Annotated in this window: 17 protein-coding genes and 1 pseudogene; 3 read left to right on the top strand and 15 right to left on the bottom strand. The window is 71.2% G+C overall.

Annotated elements, in window-relative coordinates; all coding sequences use genetic code 11:
• Positions 1-24 precede the first annotated feature (24 nt).
• From ABD198_RS22570 to ureA, 5 genes are all read right to left on the bottom strand, one after another.
• Positions 25-315 (bottom strand): hypothetical protein, encoded by a 291-nt coding sequence (locus ABD198_RS22570; protein ID WP_344004984.1) that lies wholly within the window; start codon positions 313-315, stop codon positions 25-27.
• A 147-nt stretch (positions 316-462) separates the two neighbouring features.
• Complete coding sequence (locus tag ABD198_RS22565; protein ID WP_344004981.1) at positions 463-1062, bottom strand: TetR/AcrR family transcriptional regulator; 600 nt, start codon at positions 1060-1062, stop codon at positions 463-465.
• Between the two features lie 18 nt (positions 1063-1080).
• The gene (locus tag ABD198_RS22560; RefSeq protein WP_344004978.1) at positions 1081-2118 is read right to left on the bottom strand and encodes an agmatine deiminase family protein; all 1038 of its coding nucleotides are present in this window, start codon (positions 2116-2118) and stop codon (positions 1081-1083) included.
• A 97-nt stretch (positions 2119-2215) separates the two neighbouring features.
• A complete protein-coding gene (locus ABD198_RS22555) occupies positions 2216-3925 on the bottom strand; it encodes an urease subunit alpha (protein ID WP_344004975.1) in 1710 nt (569 codons plus the stop codon).
• A complete protein-coding gene (gene ureA, locus ABD198_RS22550; protein WP_344004972.1) occupies positions 3922-4668 on the bottom strand; it encodes an urease subunit gamma in 747 nt (248 codons plus the stop codon). Before ureA ends, ABD198_RS22555 begins: the two co-directional genes overlap by 4 nt.
• A 155-nt stretch (positions 4669-4823) precedes the next feature.
• Between ureA and ABD198_RS22545 the strand changes: the two are divergent.
• Positions 4824-5279: pseudogene (locus ABD198_RS22545) on the top strand (cytosine permease); the annotation flags it as partial.
• Positions 5224-5496 carry a hypothetical protein gene (locus tag ABD198_RS22540; protein ID WP_344005029.1) on the top strand — a complete coding sequence of 91 codons (273 nt, stop codon included), beginning with the start codon at positions 5224-5226 and terminating at the stop codon, positions 5494-5496. The pseudogene ABD198_RS22545 and the gene ABD198_RS22540, both read left to right, overlap by 56 nt.
• Before the next feature lie 114 nt (positions 5497-5610).
• On the opposite strand, the gene ABD198_RS22535 is transcribed toward ABD198_RS22540, so the two are convergent.
• From ABD198_RS22535 to ABD198_RS22510, 6 genes are all read right to left on the bottom strand, one after another.
• Positions 5611-6699, bottom strand: coding sequence for a branched-chain amino acid aminotransferase (locus ABD198_RS22535; RefSeq protein ID WP_344004969.1), 1089 nt, complete (start codon positions 6697-6699; stop codon positions 5611-5613).
• Positions 6700-6950: 251 nt separating this feature from the next.
• The gene (locus ABD198_RS22530; protein ID WP_344004966.1) at positions 6951-7994 is read right to left on the bottom strand and encodes a 3-isopropylmalate dehydrogenase; all 1044 of its coding nucleotides are present in this window, start codon (positions 7992-7994) and stop codon (positions 6951-6953) included.
• Between the two features lie 64 nt (positions 7995-8058).
• Entirely contained in the window at positions 8059-8190 is a 132-nt protein-coding gene (locus ABD198_RS22525) for a hypothetical protein (protein WP_277350731.1), read from the bottom strand.
• Positions 8191-8461: 271 nt separating this feature from the next.
• Positions 8462-9001 carry a GNAT family N-acetyltransferase gene (locus tag ABD198_RS22520; protein WP_344004960.1) on the bottom strand — a complete coding sequence of 180 codons (540 nt, stop codon included), beginning with the start codon at positions 8999-9001 and terminating at the stop codon, positions 8462-8464.
• A 223-nt stretch (positions 9002-9224) separates the two neighbouring features.
• Positions 9225-10856 (bottom strand): L-glutamate gamma-semialdehyde dehydrogenase, encoded by a 1632-nt coding sequence (gene pruA / locus ABD198_RS22515; protein WP_344004957.1) that lies wholly within the window; start codon positions 10854-10856, stop codon positions 9225-9227.
• A gap of 38 nt (positions 10857-10894) precedes the next feature.
• The gene (locus ABD198_RS22510) at positions 10895-11875 is read right to left on the bottom strand and encodes a proline dehydrogenase family protein (RefSeq protein ID WP_344004954.1); all 981 of its coding nucleotides are present in this window, start codon (positions 11873-11875) and stop codon (positions 10895-10897) included.
• A gap of 137 nt (positions 11876-12012) precedes the next feature.
• Here ABD198_RS22510 and ABD198_RS22505 point away from each other — a divergent pair, with 137 nt between their 5' ends.
• Positions 12013-13245: a PucR family transcriptional regulator gene (locus ABD198_RS22505; RefSeq protein ID WP_344004951.1), complete on the top strand. Its 1233-nt coding sequence runs from the start codon at positions 12013-12015 to the stop codon at positions 13243-13245.
• Here the strand turns inward: ABD198_RS22505 and ABD198_RS22500 are convergent.
• From ABD198_RS22500 to ilvN, 4 genes are all read right to left on the bottom strand, one after another.
• Positions 13226-13432: a hypothetical protein gene (locus ABD198_RS22500; protein ID WP_425580526.1), complete on the bottom strand. Its 207-nt coding sequence runs from the start codon at positions 13430-13432 to the stop codon at positions 13226-13228. The genes ABD198_RS22505 and ABD198_RS22500 overlap by 20 nt on opposite strands.
• Before the next feature lie 31 nt (positions 13433-13463).
• Positions 13464-15053, bottom strand: a complete 1590-nt coding sequence (serA, locus tag ABD198_RS22495; protein ID WP_344004948.1) for a phosphoglycerate dehydrogenase — start codon at positions 15051-15053, stop codon at positions 13464-13466.
• Between the two features lie 251 nt (positions 15054-15304).
• Positions 15305-16303, bottom strand: a complete 999-nt coding sequence (gene ilvC / locus ABD198_RS22490; RefSeq protein ID WP_344004945.1) for a ketol-acid reductoisomerase — start codon at positions 16301-16303, stop codon at positions 15305-15307.
• A 122-nt stretch (positions 16304-16425) separates the two neighbouring features.
• Positions 16426-16950 (bottom strand): acetolactate synthase small subunit, encoded by a 525-nt coding sequence (ilvN, locus tag ABD198_RS22485; protein ID WP_344004942.1) that lies wholly within the window; start codon positions 16948-16950, stop codon positions 16426-16428.
• Positions 16951-16967 lie beyond the last annotated feature (17 nt).

Here is a 16967-nt window from a genome sequence, read left to right as displayed (position 1 = left end):
AACCCGTCGACGCTGCCGTTGGTGTCACCGGCGACGAGCTGGGACGAGCCGCTGCTGAAGCCGATGTGCCGAACGCCCGCGCTCACCGAGGTCACCGTAGAGAGGAGAGGAGTCCGGGGTGCCGCCGGGCGCCAGGTCGTCGTAGCTCTTGAGGGCGACCTTGGTGCCGTCCGCGGAGAGCGCGGCGGGCAGCGCGTACCGCGGGGAGGGGGTGCCGTCCTCCTTGACGTTGACCCGTTCCTCGGTGCCGGTGCGGCGGTCGTGCACCCAGGTGACGCCGTTGGAGCTGCGCGGGATCATCTGGGTGCAGAGCACACGGCGGCCGTCGGCGCTGAGGTCCTGGAGGAACGCCGGGTTGTCGTAGCGGTCGGTGTTGCTGATCCGCTCGGTGGTGCCGGTGCGCCGGTCGAAGAGGTAGACCGCCGCCGGGTCGGACGTACTACGTACAACCCGGGCGGCCTCTCAAGCGTCTGCGAGCAGTGTCTCCTCGAGGAACTCCCGTACGTGGCCGAGGACCTGGGGCCGGTCGGTGCCGCGCAGCCCGATCGCCACATGGATGGAGAGGCCGTCGAGCAGGGCGCGCAGCCGGGCTGCGTAGCGGTCGGGGTCGACCCGGCGGAACTCGCCCCGCGAGATGCCCTCGGCGAGCAGCGCGACCAGATCGCGGTGCCAGGCACCCTCGATGGCCGCCTGCCGGTCACGGGCGTCGTCGTCGGCGTTCTGCGAGCGGTTCCACACCTCCAGCCACAGCGTCCAGTGCGGGTCGCGGTGGCCGTCGGGGACGTACAGGTCGACGTAGGCGCCGAGGCGTTCGCGGGCGGGGGCGGCGCGGGCGAGCAGTCGGGAGCGGGCGGCGCCCAGGCGGCCCTCGCTCCACTCCAGGGTCTGCAGCAGCAGCTCGTCCTTGCTGTGGAAGTAGTAGACGAGATGCCCGCTGCTCATGCCGACGGTGCGGCCGAGCGCGGCCATGGTGAGCTTCTCCAGGCCGCGCTCGGCGATCATCTCCATGGCGGCGGCGAGCACGTCCTCGCGCGGCGGAGCCTGTCTGCGCCCACCGGCCATGCACTGCTCCCGGATGTTCTAGATCTTCGGCTGCTGCTGGGTGATGCAGTGGATGCCCCCGCCACCCGCGAAGATCGTACGCGCGTCCACCAGGGTCACGGTCCGGCCCGGGTGCAGCCGGCGGAAGATGCCGGCGGCCGTCTCGTCACGGGGATCGCCGAAGGCGCACAGGACCACGCCGCCGTTGCACAGGTAGTGGTTGATGTAGGAGTAGTCCGCCCAGTGGCCGTCGGCCTCCAGGACGGTCGGGGCGGGCACCTCGACGACCTCCAGACGGCGGCCCCGGGCGTCGGTGGCGGACCTGAGGATGCCGATGGCCTCCTCGGTCACCTGGTGGTCGGGGTGCGCCGGGTCCGGCTGGCGGTGGGCGACGACCACGCCGGGCCGGGCGAAGGCGGCCACGATGTCGACATGTCCGAGGGTGCCGTAGCCGAACGGCGGATAGTCGCCGGTGAGTCCGCGCGGCAGCCAGATGGCCTTGCGGGTGCCCAGGTGGGCGTGGATCTCCGCCTCGACCTGCTCGCGGGTCCAGCCGGGGTTGCGCTCCGGGCCGAGCTGCACCGTCTCGGTGAGCAGCACGGTGCCCTCGCCGTCCACATGGATGCCGCCGCCCTCGTTGACCAGGCGGGAGGTGTAGGTGCGTGCACCCGCGAGGTCGGCGACATGGGCGGCGATCTTGGCGTCGTGCTCCCAGCGGGCCCACGGCTGAGCGCCCCAGCCGTTGAACGTCCAGTCGACGGCCGCGAGCCGTGAGCCGTCGGTGAGGAAGGTCGGGCCGATGTCGCGCATCCAGGCGTCGTCCAGCTCGCGTTCGACCGTGTCGATCCCCTCGCCCAGCAGCGCCCGCGCCCCGGCCGCCTGGCCGGGGCCGCACACCACCGTGACCGGTTCGAACCGGCGGACCGCGCGGGCCACCGCTGCCCAGGCCGCGCGGGCGGCGGCCAGTTCCCCGGGGTCGGAGAAGGTCTGGTTGGGGCCGGGCCAGGCCATCCAGGTGCGCTCGTGCGGGGCCCATTCCGCGGGCATGCGGAAGCCGTCGGCGGCGGGCGTGTTCATGCGTGGGTCCTCGGATTCATGGGGGTCCTCGAATTCATAAGTCCGCAGGGTCGTGCGTGGGCCTCGGAGGCAGTGGAGCCTCAAAGGGGGTGGAGCCTCAGAGGAAGTAGAGGCGGTTCAGGGAGACGGACTCGGCCGGCTCGGAGCGCAGCGGTTCTCCGTCGAGCGTGACCAGCCCGTTGCGCTGGTCGACGTCGACCTGTCCGGTACGGGTGTTGAGCAGCAGGTCGGCGGGTCCGATCCCGCGGGTGCCGCGCACGGCGACCCGCCGGCGCCGGGTCGGCAGGGTGTCGTGCCCCTGCTCCAGGGCGGCCCCGGCGACGAATGCCACGGAGAGGTCGGCCGGGGTGGCGCCGTGCGCCCCGAACTGCGGCCCCAGGACAAGGGGTTCGCAGGTGTCGGTGGCCGCGTTGGGGTCGCCGGTGACGCCGTAGGCGGGGAAACCGGCCTTGAGGACGAGCTGCGGCTTGGCCCCGAAGTACTCCGGCCGCCACAGCACGATGTCGGCGAGCTTGCCCACCTCGAGGGAGCCGACCTCGTGGGCCAGGCCGTGGGCGATGGCCGGGTTGATGGTGAGCTTGGCCAGGTAGCGCAGCACGCGCTCGTTGTCGTGGTCGTCCGGTCCGCCGCGCTCGGCCTTCATCTTCCCGGCCATGGCGAAGGTGCGGCGCACGGTCTCACCGGCCCGCCCCATGCCCTGAGCGTCCGAGGAGGTGATGCCGATGGCGCCCAGGTCGTGCAGGACGTCCTCGGCGCCCATGGTCCCGGCCCGGATCCGGTCGCGGGCCATGGCGGCGTCGCCCGGCAGGTCGGTCTTGAGGTCGTGGACGGACACGATCATGCCGTAGTGCTCGGCGACCGCGTCCCGCCCGAACGGCAGGGTGGGGTTGGTGGAGGACCCGATGACGTTCTCCACGCCCGCCATCCTCAGCACGTTCGGGACGTGCCCGCCGCCGCAGCCCTCGATGTGGAAGGCGTGGATGGTCCGGCCCTCCAGCACCCGCAGGGTGTCCTCCACGGACAGACACTCGTTCAGCCCGTCGCTGTGCAGGGCGACTTGGACGTCGTGCTCCTCGGCCACGCGCAGCGCCGTGTCCAGCGCCCGGGTGTGGGCGCCCATGTCCTCGTGCACCTTGAAGCCGCACGCCCCGCCCTCGGCCAGCGCCTCGACCAGCGGCGCCGGGCGGGAGGAGGAACCCCGGCCCAGGAAGCCGATGTTGACCGGCCAGGCGTCGAAGGCGTTGAAGGCGTGCCCGAGCGCCCAGGGCGAGTTGACGCCCACGCCCCACACGGGCCCGAACTCCTGCCCGATGATCGTGGTCACCCCGGAGGCGAGCGAGGCCTCCATGATGCGCGGCGACAGCAGATGCACATGGGTGTCGACGGCCCCGGCGGTGGCGATGAGTCCCTCGCCGGACACGATCGAGGTGCCGGTGCCGACGACGACGTCCACCCCGTCCAGGGTGTCGGGGTTCCCGGCCCGCCCGATGGCGCAGATACGGCCCGCGCGGATGCCGATGGACGCCTTGCGGACGCCCTGCACGGCGTCGATCACCACGACGTTGCTGATCACGACGTCGCAGGTCTCGCGCACGGCGGCGGCCTTCAGATGCAGTCCGTCGCGGGCGGTCTTGCCGAACCCGGCGAGGAACTCGTCCCCGTGGCGCTGGGAGTCCGACTCGACACGGACGGTCAGCCCCGAGTCGCCGAGCCGGATCCGGTCACCGGCGCGGGGGCCGTGCGTGGCGGCGTACTCGTACGGGGTGAGGCGGCGGGCCTCGGCGGGGTGCCCTCCGGGGCGGCTCATCGGGCGGCCTCCTCTGCGTCGGCCGCCGGGCGCCCGAAGCGTTCGGGGACCCCCAGATATCCGCAGGCGGCGGCCCGGCGCAGGGCCTCCTCCTTGGCCCCCGGTGCGTCCAGCGGCCCGTCGACGAGGCCGGCGAAGCCGTGGGCGATCCGCTCGCCGCCGATCGGCACCAGCCCCACCTCGGCGCTCTCCCCCGGCCCGAAGCGCACCGAGGAGCCGGCCGGTACGGCGAGGTGCATGCCGTAGGCCCGCTCACGGTCGAAGTCGAGCCGCGGGTTGGCCTCGAAGAAGTGGAAGTGCGAGGTGACCGAGACCGGCACCGCGGCGGTGTTGGTGACGGTGATCCGCACCGACGCCTCCGGCTCGGGATGCTCGGGCCCGGGCAGCAGCGCACCGGGCGCGTCCGGCCCCGGCGAGCCGCCGGCCGGACCACCGGTCCGGCCGCCGATCGGATCGGTGACCACCGCGAGGCGGGAGCCGTCGTCGAAGACCGCCTCCACCTGCACCTCGGTCACCACGTCCGCGACCCCCGGCAGCACGTCGTCCGGTCCGAGCACGGACCGGGCGCGCTCGATCGCCTCGGCGAGGCGGGCGCCGTCGCGGGCGGCCTCGCACACGGTGTCGGCGATCAGCGCGGTCGCCTCCGGCACGTTGAGCCGCAGTCCGCGCGCCCGGCGGGCCCGTGCGAGCTCGGCGGCCGAGAACAGCAGCAGCCGGTCCCGCTCGGTGGGTGTCAGTCGCACGACGGCGCACCTCCCTGCTCCACAAATTTGAGCGACACTCTAAACCTAAGTTTTCAGCTTTCCAACCATTGACGCGGAGCCAAGGCAGGGGTCACATTGAGCGTCGCTCAAACATCCTGCCGCGGCAGTGCGGCGACCGGCGAAGGAGACCAGCCATGCCGATGGAACAGCGCGGGGTCGACACCATCCCCGAGGAGGAACGCACCAGCGGGCCGCGCGATCTGGTGTCGATCCTGCTGGGCTCCAACCTCTGCCTGGGCGTGATCGTCTTCGGCTGGCTCCCGCCGTCCTTCGGTCTCGGCTGGTGGGCCTCGGTCAGCTCGGTGGTGGCGGGCACGGTGGTGGGCACCCTGCTCACGGCGCCCCTGGCGCTGATCTCCCTGCGTACCGCGACCAACCTGTCCACCTCCTCCGGCGCCCAGTTCGGGGTGCGCGGCCGGCTGGTGGGCTCGGTCGTGGGTCTTCTGCTGGCCCTCGGCTACACCGCGCTGACGGTGTGGATCGGAGGCGATGTGATGGTGGCGGTGCTCGGCCGCATGTCCGGGATGCCGGCCGGTGACACCTCGTACGCCGTGGTCTACGGCCTGCTCGCGGCGGCGACCGTCGCGGGCGGCCACGTTCTCCTGGGCGACGGGTGCGCTCGTCGGCGTCCTGTCCGTGTCCCTGCCGTCCTACAAGGGCCCGCTGCTGCCACTCACCGGCGGCGTCGACTGCAGCTTCGTCCTCTCCGCCCTCACCGGCGGCCTGACGTACCTCCTGACGACCTCGTCCCGCCCGGCGACTCCCCGACCGACGGAACCGGTACCGGCCGACCAGCTCGTCAGCTGACACCACCGACGAAGTACTCAGAAACCCGAACGCCCACCCCGCCACCCACCGAGTCGGGTGGCGGGGTGGGCACAGGAACCGGGGGTCTGGGGGCGGAGCCCCCAGCAACGCCGCTCAGCCCAGCGGATGCATCCACCCGTGCTTGTCCTCAGCCGTCCCCCGCTGAATATCCAGCAGCGCGCTCCGCAGCCGCAGGGTCACCTCACCCGGCTCCCCGCCCGACTGCTGCCACTCGGCCCCGGCCCGCTTGACCGTCCCGACCGGGGTGATCACCGCCGCCGTACCGCAGGCGAACACCTCCGTCAGGCTCCCGTTCTCCGAGTCCCGCTGCCACTGCTCCACGGACACCCGCTCCTCGACCGCCTCGTAGCCGAGGTCCCGGGCCACGGTGAGCAGCGAGTCACGCGTGACGCCCTCCAGGATCGAGCCGGTCAGCGTGGGCGTGACGATCTTGTCCCCGTACACGAAGTACAGGTTCATACCGCCGAGCTCCTCGACCCACTTGTGCTCCACCGCGTCGAGGTAGCACACCTGGTCGCAGCCCTTGGCCGCCGCCTCCGCCTGCGCGAGCAGCGACGCCGCGTAGTTGCCGCCCGTCTTGGCCGCACCCATGCCGCCCGGCACGGCCCGCACCCGGTTCTCGGACACCCAGATGGAGACCGGCTTCACACCGCCGGGGAAGTACGCCCCGGCCGGCGAGGCGATCACCAGGAACAGGTACTCGTTGGCCGGCTTCACCCCGAGCCCCACCTCGGTGGCGATCATGAACGGGCGCAGGTAGAGCGACTCCTCGCCGCCGTGCGCCGGCACCCACGCCTTGTCCTGCTTCACCAGCGCGTCGCACGCCTCGATGAACGTCTCGACCGGCAGCTCCGGCATGGCGAGCCGCCGCGCGGACCGCTGGAAGCGCTTGGCGTTCTGGTCGGGCCGGAAGGTGGCGACCGAGCCGTCGGGCTGGCGGTAGGCCTTGAGCCCCTCGAAGATCTCCTGCGCGTAGTGCAGCACGGTGGTCGCCGGGTCGAGCTGGATCGGCGCGTAGGGGACGAGCTGGCCGTCGTGCCAGCCGCGCCCCTCGGTCCACTTGATCGTCACCATGTGGTCGGTGAAGTGGCGGCCGAATCCCGGGTTGGCCAGGATCGCCTCCCGCTCCGCGTCCGAGAGCGGGTGGGCGGAGGGCTTGAGCTCGATCGTGGGCGTCGTCATGAGTGGTTGTCCTTCACCGAGTTGTAGTGACGGGCCGCGCACACGCCCCCACGGCCGGTGGCCGATGCTAGGACGTCCGAGCATTCCCTCATTCCGCGGCTCCGCGTTCGATTATCGCCCGGGGGCGCTCGCGGGCGGAACGGGGGAATGCGGCCCGGTGGTCGAATGGTGGCACCCGGCTCGGGCAGGCGAAAGCCGCCGGGTGCGTCCCGGCGGCTTCGCCTTACGGAGGGAAGTCGAACGCGCGCCGGTCAGCCCGCTACGCGTACGGCGAGCGCGTCGCCGATCTCGGAGGTGCTGCGGGCGGGCAGGGCGCCGCGCTCCGCGAGGTCGGCGGAGACGGCCTGCTCGATGCGGTCGGCCTCGGTGTCGTAGCCGAGGTGGCGCAGCAGCAGGGCGACGGACAGGACCGTGGCGGTGGGGTCGGCCTTGCCCTGGCCGGCGATGTCCGGGGCCGAGCCGTGCACCGGCTCGAACATGGACGGGAACTCGCGGCTGGGGTTGATGTTGCCGGAGGCCGCGACGCCGATGCCGCCGGAGACGGCCGCGGCGAGGTCGGTGATGATGTCGCCGAAGAGGTTGTCGGTGACGATCACGTCGAAGCGGCCGGGGTCGGTGACGAGGTAGATCGTCGCGGCGTCGACGTGGATGTAGTCGGTGGTGACCTCCGGGTACTCCTCGGCCACCTTGTTGAAGATGTTGGTCCACAGGTGGCCGGCGAAGGTCAGCACGTTGTTCTTGTGGACCAGGGTGAGCTTCTTGCGCGGGCGGGCCTGGGCGCGCTCGAAGGCGTCGCGGACCACGCGCTCGACACCGAAGGCGGTGTTGACGGAGACCTCGGTGGCGACCTCGTGCGGGGTGCCCTTGCGGATGGTGCCGCCGTTGCCCGTGTAGGGGCCCTCGGTGCCCTCGCGGACGACGATGAAGTCGATCTCGGGCTGCCCGGCGAGCGGGGTGGCCACGCCCGGGAGGAGCTTGGACGGGCGCAGGTTGACGTGGTGGTCGAAGGCGAAGCGGAGCTTGAGCAGGAAGCCGCGCTCGAGGACGCCGGAGGGGACGCTGGGGTCGCCGATGGCGCCGAGCAGAATGGCGTCGTGCTGCTTGAGCTGCTCCAGGTCGGCGTCGGTGAGGGTGTCGCCGGTGGCGTGGTAGCGGCGGGCGCCGAAGTCGTACTCCTTGGTCTCCAGCTTCACATCCTGCGGGAGGACGGCGGAGAGGACCTTCAGGCCTTCGGCCACTACCTCCTGGCCGATGCCGTCACCGGGGATCACTGCGAGATCGATGCTGCGAGACATGCGGGCACCCTACTCCTCGTCCCACGTGATGACATTGCATGTCCGCCATGCGGACATGCATGTGTCAGTGGCCCGTGGAGCCCCCGTTGTCGCGGCGGTCGAGGGCGCGCTGCAGCGCGGCGGCGGCGTTCTGGCGGTCGGACTCGCTGGAGGAGCGGGTGTGGCGGACGCGGCGGCGGACGGTCGTCTCGGCCATGAGGGATCGACTCCTTCGAAAGCGCAAAGCACAGGCGGAGTGCATGGAATGCGGAAAACAGAGGTTCGAGACGCCGGAAGGGGCGGTGGGCCAAGGGGACCGCAGGGGTTGCCTGCACGGGGTCCGGCCCGGACCGCCATCGCTTGATCGAGCGAGACGTTCGGCTTCTACAAAGCTAGAGGAGCGCCCCGCTTCTGTCTCCACAATTAGTCGGACTTCCTACTATCTGAGACAGTGGGGTGCCTCACACGCCCCTGACCTGCGCAAATGCTCAGAGCACGTCGCCGTCGCGCCAGTCGAACACCAACTCGTGGGCGGGGTCGAGCGGGCCCGCGAGCGCGGGCCGGACGAAGGTGCAGCCCTCCTCCTCGGCCAGCCGGACCACCCCCTCGGGGCCGAGCCCGAAGATCCGCCCGCTCCACAACCGCCAGCCGCGCGCCCGGTACAGCAGGGCGCCCTCGTCGCTGGCGGAGAGCATCCCGGCGTCGTACGCCCGGTCGACGATCCGCTCCAGCTCCGCCATCACCCGGCCACCGAGCCCGGTCCGCCGCACGTCCCGGCGCACCCCCACGGCCTCGACGTACCCGACGCGCAGCCACCGCTCCCGGTGCCGCACCCGCCGCATCACGACGGAGCCGTGAGCGGCGAGGCCGGACTCGTCGTGCGCCAGCACATGCATGCCGCCCAGCGCGTGCTCCCAGTCCTCCTCGCCGAGGTCGCCGTCGAAGGCGTCGGTCAACAGGGACCGCACCCCGTCGAGTTCGGCGGGGGCGAGGTCGGCGGTGTGGGCGGTGCGCAGCCAGACGGTCATGCGGCCAGTATCGGACCGGTGATCCGTTTCCGAGCGGACGGGCGGAGGGATCCGGACAAGCGGACGGCGCGGACGCGTGCGAGGCCCCGGACAGACGACGCGTGCCCGGTCCCGGGCAGACGAACGGACCCGGCGCGCGGCCGGGTCCGAAGGGGCGGACGGGCCAGGTCCGGGGGGAGACCTGGCCCGTCCGGGATGGAAGGCGTCAGCCCATGTGCGGCCGTCAGCCCATGTGCGGGTAGGTGTAGTCGGTCGGCGGGACCAGCGTCTCCTTGATGGCGCGGGTCAGCGTCCAGCGCATCAGGTTCTGCGGGGCGCCCGCCTTGTCGTTGGTGCCGGAGGCGCGGCCACCGCCGAAGGGCTGCTGGCCGACCACGGCGCCGGTGGACTTGTCGTTGATGTAGAAGTTGCCGGCCGCGTAGCGCAGCTTCTCCATGGTGTAGGCCGCGGCAGCGCGGTCGCCCGCGATGACCGAGCCGGTGAGCGCGTAGTCGGAGACCGACTCCATCTGCGTCAGCATCTCGTCGTACTTGTCGTCCTCGTAGACGTACACGGCGAGGATCGGGCCGAAGTACTCGGTGCGGAAGACCTCGTTCTCCGGGTCGGTGCACTCGATGACGGTCGGGCGGACGAAGTAGCCGACCGAGTCGTCGTAGGTGCCGCCCGCCACGATGGTGCAGGTGGGGTCCTCCTTGGCGCGGTCGATGGCGGCCTTGTTCTTGGCGAAGGCCCGCTCGTCGATGACGGCGCCGATGAAGTTGGACAGGTCGCTGACGTCACCCATGGCGATGCCGTCGACCTCGGCCGCGAACTCCTCCTTGAAGCCGGAGTTCCAGATGGAGGCCGGGATGTAGGCCCGCGAGGTGGCCGAGCACTTCTGGCCCTGGTACTCGAAGGCACCGCGGGTCAGCGCGGTCTTCAGCACGGCGCGGTCGGCGCTCGGGTGGGCGACGACGAAGTCCTTGCCGCCGGTCTCGCCGACCAGGCGCGGGTAGGAGCGGTACTTCTCGATGTTGTTGCCGACCGTCTTCCACAGGTACTGGAAGGTCTTGGTGGAGCCGGTGAAGTGGATGCCGGCGAGGTCGCGGTGCTCCAGGGCGACCTTGGAGACCTCGATGCCGTCACCGGTGAGCAGGTTGATGACACCCTTGGGCAGACCGGCCTCCTCCAGCAGCTCCATGAGCAGCACGGCGGCCAGGGTCTGCGTCGGGGCGGGCTTCCACACCACGACGTTGCCCATCAGCGCGGGCGCGGTGGGCAGGTTGCCCGCGATGGCGCTGAAGTTGAACGGCGTGATGGCGTAGACGAAGCCCTCGAGCGGACGGTGGTCGAGGCGGTTCCACACGCCCGGGGAGTTGGCCGGGGGCTGCTCGGCGAGGATCTGCCGGGCGTAGTGCACGTTGAAGCGCCAGAAGTCGACCAGCTCGCAGGGGGTGTCGATCTCGGCCTGCTGGACGGTCTTGGACTGCCCGAGCATGGTGGCGGCGGCGATGGTCTCGCGCCAGGGGCCGGCCAGCAGCTCGGCGGCGCGCAGGATGATCGCCGCGCGGTCGTCGAAGGACATGGCACGCCAGGCCGGCGCGGCGGCGAGCGCCGCGTCGATGGCGTCCTTGGCGTCCGCCTGGGTGGCGTGGCGGAAGGTGCCGAGGACGGCCTTGTGGTTGTGCGGCTGCACCACCTCGAACGGCTCGCCGCCGCCGAGGCGCTTCTCACCGCCGATGGTGCAGGGGAGGTCCCTGGGGTTCTCGGCGAGCTCCTTGAGCCTGGCCTCCAGCCGGGCGCGCTCGGGCGAGCCGGGGGCGTAGCCGTGCACCGGCTCGTTGACGGGGGTGGGGACCTGGGTCACAGCGTCCATGGGTTCCGTAACTCCTTGACTTGAGCGGGTGTTCGGGCTCAGCCCTTGCTGACCATCGACCGGACGAAGAAGCGCAGGTTCGCCGGCTTCTCCGCCAGGCGGCGCATGAAGTAGCCGTACCAGTCGGTGCCGTAGGCCGTGTAGACGCGCATGCGGTGGCCCTCGGCGGCCAGGCGCAGGTGCTCGTCGCTGCGGATGCCGTAGAGCATCTGGAACTCGTACTCGCCGGGCTTTCGCCCGGCGCGGCGGGCGAGTTCCTGGGCGATGGTGATCAGGCGCGGGTCGTGGGACCCGATCATCGGGTAGCCCTCGCCCTCCATCAGCGTCCGGAGGATGCGTACGTACGCCTTGTCGATCTCGTGCTTCTGCTGATAGGCGACCTCGGCGGGCTCCTTGTAGGCGCCCTTCACCAACCGTACGCGAGAGCCGTTCGCGGCGAGGCGGCGCGCGTCCTGTTCGGTGCGGTAGAGGTAGGACTGGATGACGCAGCCGGTCTGCGGGAAGTCCTTCCGCAGCTCCTCGTGGATGGCGAACATCGAGTCCAGGGTGGTGTGGTCCTCGGCGTCGAGGGTGACCGTGGTGCCGATCTCGGCGGCTGCCTCGACGACGGGGCGGACGTTGGCGAGTGCCAGCTCGTGACCGGCGGGAAATGCGGGGGCGGACCCGGAGGGTCCTCCGTCGAGGGCGGTGGTGGGCGACGGGAGGGACTGCCCGAACATCGACAGCTTCACCGACATCTCCGCCCGGGTGCCGAGCTCCAGCGGCTTGAGCCGGTCGATCAGCTCCAGGTAGGCGTCGCGGGCGGCGGCGGCCTGCTCGGGCGTCGTGATGTCCTCGCCGACGACGTCGAGGGTCACTTCCAGGCCCTTGCCGGTGAGCTCCTGGACGATCGGCAGGATGTCGTCGACGGTCTCGCCGGGGATGAAACGGTCGACGACCTGCTTGGTCACCGGGGCCGCCGAGATCAGGCGTCGCATCCGGTCGCTGCGCGACGCGGCGAGAATCACGGGACCCAGCACGGGGCACCTCCACAACTGTCGATGGCCGCCACCCGACGGCCCGGGGACGGCACGGAGAACCACCGTGAAACCTAAGGATGACTCCGATCGTGGGCCATCGACAGCTGTCACGCATCCGTGCCGCAGATCTCAGACAGATGTATGAAGGCCCCGGGATTCTGCGGGAGAATGCCCGGGTGACGTCCGAATACAGGGGTGACTACCAGGAGCTGGTGGACGAGATCTCCCAGCTGCTCGGCGCTCCGGCGACGCTGGAGAACCGCGACTTCGAGCTGATCGCCTTCGGCGCGTACGACGACGAGGGCGACCTCGATCCGTCCGCGCTGGACCCGGTGCGCACCCGCTCGATCCTGACCCGGCGTTCGACGCCCGCGGTGCGCGCCTGGTTCGAGTCCTTCGGCATCGCCCGCGCGACCGGCCCGGTCCGCATCCCGCGCACCCCGGAGGCGGGCGTGCACCGGGGACGCATCTGCCTCCCGGTACGCCATCGGGGTGTGGTGCACGGCTATGTGTGGCTGCTGGACTACGACCCCGGCCCGACCGAGCGGCAGCTCGCGTCGGCGATGGAGGTGACCGCCCGGATCGGCGCGCTGCTCGCGGACGAGGCCCAGCACGGCGCCGACCTGACCCGCGAGCTGCGGGCGGTGCTCACCGCGGAGCGCGGCTGGCAGCGCGACATGGCGGTCGCCGAGCTGCACACGGCGCTGGGCCCCCGCGGGGAGGGCCTGCACACGGTGCTGTGCGTCGCCCCCTGGCCCTCGGCGGACCCCGACGACGCCCCGTCGGTGCGCACGATCCCGGGTGCGACGGCGCTGTGCACCCTGCCGTGGGGCGCGACCGCCCTCTCCCTGGCGCTGCTGCTGCGGCTGCGGTCGAGCGATGTGCTGGCCCCGGCGCGCACCGCCGCCACGCGGCTGCTGGAGCGGGCCCGGCAGAGCGGCACCCCGGGCGCCAAGGGAACCCCGGCGGCCGGGATCGCCCCGCCCCGCGCGGGTCTCGCCGAGCTGGGCACGGCCTGGACGGAGGCCTCGGCGGCCGCCCGGGCGGCGCTGGCCGAGCCCCGGCTGGGCCCGGTCACCGAGTGGGCCTCGATCGGCCCCTTCCGGCTGCTGACCGCGCTGCCGCCGCAGGCGGCCCACGACCCCGCCGTCACCCCGCTGCTCTCCCCCGCCCACTACGAGCTGGCGCACACCGCCGAGGTGTATCTCGACTGCGCCGGACAGGCCGGCCGCACCGCCGCCGAGCTGGGCATCCACCGCCAGACCCTGTACTACCGCCTGTCCCGCATCGAGCAGCTCACCGGCCTGGACCTGGACGACGGCGAGGACCGCCTGCTGCTGCACATGGCGCTCAAGGCGCACCGCCTGTAGCGCCGGCCGCCTCGACCACCCGGCGCAGGCCCGCGGCCAGCTGCCCGCCCTCCGGCGCGGAGTCCGGGTCGAAGGACCACTGGGCGATCAGGCCCGTCATCAGGGTGACGTAGAAGGCGCCCACGGTGTCCGCGGTCTCGTCGGGATCGCCGACTGAGCACAGCAAAGCGCCGGGCGAGTCGAGCAACGACTCGGACTCACCCGGCGCTCGCGTGGTCCTAGACCAGATTCACGGACCGAGCCGACGTAGCCCCGATCTCCGAGGCAACCTCGCTCAGCACCGGCGCCGGCACCGTGTCGTCCACCGTCAGCACCGCCAGCGCCTCACCGCCGACCGTCGACCGGGAGACCTGCATACCGGCGATGTTCAGCCCCGCCTCGCCGAGGATGCGGCCCACCGTGCCGACGACACCCGGCCGGTCCTCGTACCGCAGCACCACCATGTGGTCGGCCAGCGCGAGGTCGACGTCGTACTCGCCGACCGCCACGATCTTCTGGATGTGCTTGGGCCCGGCCAGCGTGCCGGAGACCGAGATCTCCTCGCCGTCGGCCAGCGTGCCCCGCACGGTGACCACATTGCGGTGGTCGGCCGACTCCGAGCTGGTGGTCAGCCGCACCTCGACACCGCGCTCCTGCGCGAACAGCGGCGCGTTGACGTAGGAGACCGTCTCGTCGACGACGTCCTCGAAGACGCCCTTGAGCGCGGACAGCTCCAGCACCTTCACATCGTGCTGGGTGATCTCGCCGTACACCTCGACGTCCAGCCGCACGGCCACCTCGCCCGCGAGCGCGGTGAAGATCCGGCCGAGCCGCTCGGCGAGCGGCAGGCCCGGCTTGACGTCCTCGGCGATGACACCGCCCTGGACGTTCACCGCGTCCGGGACCAGCTCACCGGCGAGGGCGAGCCGCACCGAGCGGGCGACGGCGATACCGGCCTTCTCCTGCGCCTCGTCCGTGGAGGCACCGAGGTGCGGGGTGCACACCACCTGGTCGAACTCGAACAGCGGGGAGTCGGTGCAGGGCTCCTTGGCGTACACGTCGAGGCCGGCGCCGGCGACCCGGCCCTCCTTGAGCGCCGAGTACAGCGCCTGCTCGTCGACGATGCCGCCGCGGGCGGCGTTGATGATGCGCACGCTCGGCTTGACCTTGCGCAGCGCCTCCTCGCCGATGAGGCCGATGGTCTCGGGGGTCTTCGGCAGGTGGACGGTGATGAAGTCGGAGACCTCGAGCAGCTCGTCCAGGGACAGCACCTTGACGCCCATCTGCGCGGCCCGCGCGGGCTGCACATAGGGGTCGTAGGCGACGACCTTCATGCCGAAGGCGCTCATCCGCTGTGCGACGAGGGCGCCGATCCGCCCCAGACCCACGACACCGAGGGTCTTCTCGGCGAGCTCGACGCCCGTGTACTTGCTCCGCTTCCACTCGCCGTTCTTCAGCGCGGCGTTGGCCTGCGGGATGTTGCGCGCGGTGGCGATGATCAGACCGCAGGCGAGTTCCGCGGCCGTCACGATGTTGGAGGTGGGGGCGTTGACGACCATCACGCCGGCCTTGGTGGCGGCGGAGACGTCGACGTTGTCCAGGCCGACGCCGGCGCGGGCGACGACCTTGAGCTTGTTCGCCGCGGCGATCGCCTCCGCGTCGACCTTGGTGGCCGAGCGGATCAGGATCGCGTCCACGTCGGCGATGGCCGGGAGCAGCTCCGCGCGGTCGGCTCCGTTGCAGTGGCGGATCTCGAAGTCCGGCCCCAGCGCGTCGACGGTGGCGGGCGACAGCTCTTCAGCAATGAGTACGACGGGTTTCGAGCTCACGTGAGTCCTCACAAGTCCAATGCGGACGGCCGTCCCGACGGCCGCTGGCGGTGGAGGGATGCTTGCCGCGTGGAAGACGCACGACGCTGTGGGCCTGACGCGTATTAATGCAGCAGTGTAGTGGCGCCGAGGGGCTCGTCTTACGCCGCTTCGGAAGGATCACCCGGACGAGATGCTCCGTTCCGGAAGGGTCCGGGCGCAGCCCGCGGCGGCGCCCCTGCCTCGGGTGCGCCGCCACGGGAAGTGGACGATCAGGCGTCCTCGTTCACCCAGCTCATCAGCTTGCGGAGCTCCTTGCCGGTGGTCTCCAGCAGGTGCTCGGAGTCCTGCTTCTTGTACTCGTTGTACTTCTTCAGACCGCCGTGGTACTCCTCCATCCAGTTGCGGGCGAAGGAGCCGTCCTGGATCTCGGCGAGGACCTTCTTCATCTCGGCCTTGGTGGCGTCGGTGATGATCCGCGGGCCGGTGACGTAGTCGCCCCACTCGGCGGTCTCGGAGATCGACCAGCGCATCTTCTCCAGGCCGCCCTCGTACATGAGGTCCACGATCAGCTTCAGCTCGTGCAGGCACTCGAAGTAGGCGATCTCCGGCTGGTAGCCGGCCTCGGTGAGGGTCTCGAAGCCCGCCTTGACCAGCGCGGCCGTACCGCCGCAGAGCACCGCCTGCTCACCGAACAGGTCGGTCTCGGTCTCCTCGGTGAAGGTGGTCTTGATGACGCCGGCGCGGGTGCCGCCGATGCCCTTGGCGTAGGACAGGGCGAGCGCGAAGGCGCCTCCGGAGGCGTCCTGCTCGACGGCGGCGATGCAGGGGACGCCGCGGCCCTCCTCGTACTGGCGGCGGACCAGATGGCCCGGGCCCTTGGGGGCGACCATGCAGACGTCGACGCCGGCCGGGGGCTTGATGAAGCCGAAGCGGATGTTGAAGCCGTGACCGAAGAAGAGCGCGTCGCCGTCCTTCAGGTTGGGGGCGATGTGCTCCTCGTAGACCTGGGCCTGGATCGGGTCCGGGACCAGGATCATGATGACGTCGGCCTCGGCGGCTGCCTCGGACGGGGTCACCACGCGCAGGCCCTGCTCCTCGGCCTTGACCTTGGACTTGGAGCCCTCGTGCAGACCGACGCGCACGTCGACGCCGGAGTCGCGCAGCGACAGGGCGTGGGCGTGGCCCTGGCTGCCGTAACCGATGACCGCGACCTTGCGGCCCTGGATGATGGACAGGTCGGCGTCGGCGTCGTAGAACAGCTCGGCCACTTTGGGTTCTCTCCTTGAGTGCGGATGGTGCGTCCCACCGTATGACGGTGAGGGGGCGAAAAGTCTCGGGGTCTCGGCATACGGGCGGCCCGCGGCGTTTGGCGGGCCGCCCGCTGCGGGGGTCAGGCGCTGCGGTCGAGGGCGCGCAGCGAGCGGTCGGTGATGGACCGGGCGCCGCGGCCGATCGCGATGGTGCCGGACTGGACGAGCTCCTTGATGCCGTACGGTTCCAGCATCTTGAGCATCGCGGACAGCTTGTCGCCGCTTCCGGTGGCCTCGATGGTGACCGCCTCCGGGGAGACGTCCACGGTCTTGGCGCGGAACAGCTGGACGATCTCGACGATCTGGGAGCGCGTCTCGTTGTCGGCGCGCACCTTCACCAGAACGAGTTCGCGCTGAACCGCCTGCCCGGGCTCGAGCTCGACGATCTTCAGCACGTTGACGAGCTTGTTGAGCTGCTTGGTGACCTGCTCCAGCGGCAGGTCCTCGACGTTCACCACGATGGTGATACGGGAGATCTCCGGGTGCTCGGTGACACCGACGGCGAGCGAGTCGATGTTGAAGCCGCGGCGGGAGAACAGGGCGGCGATCCGGGCGAGGATGCCGGGCGTGTTCTCCACCAGGACGGAGAGCGTGTGCTTGGACATGGTGTGTGGCTCTTCCT

Origin of the sequence: Streptomyces thermocarboxydovorans (genome assembly GCF_039524635.1) — a bacterium.
GTDB lineage: Bacteria > Actinomycetota > Actinomycetes > Streptomycetales > Streptomycetaceae > Streptomyces > Streptomyces thermocarboxydovorans.
Note: the sequence above shows the minus strand (reverse complement) of the source record. Positions and strands in the feature narration are given on the sequence as shown.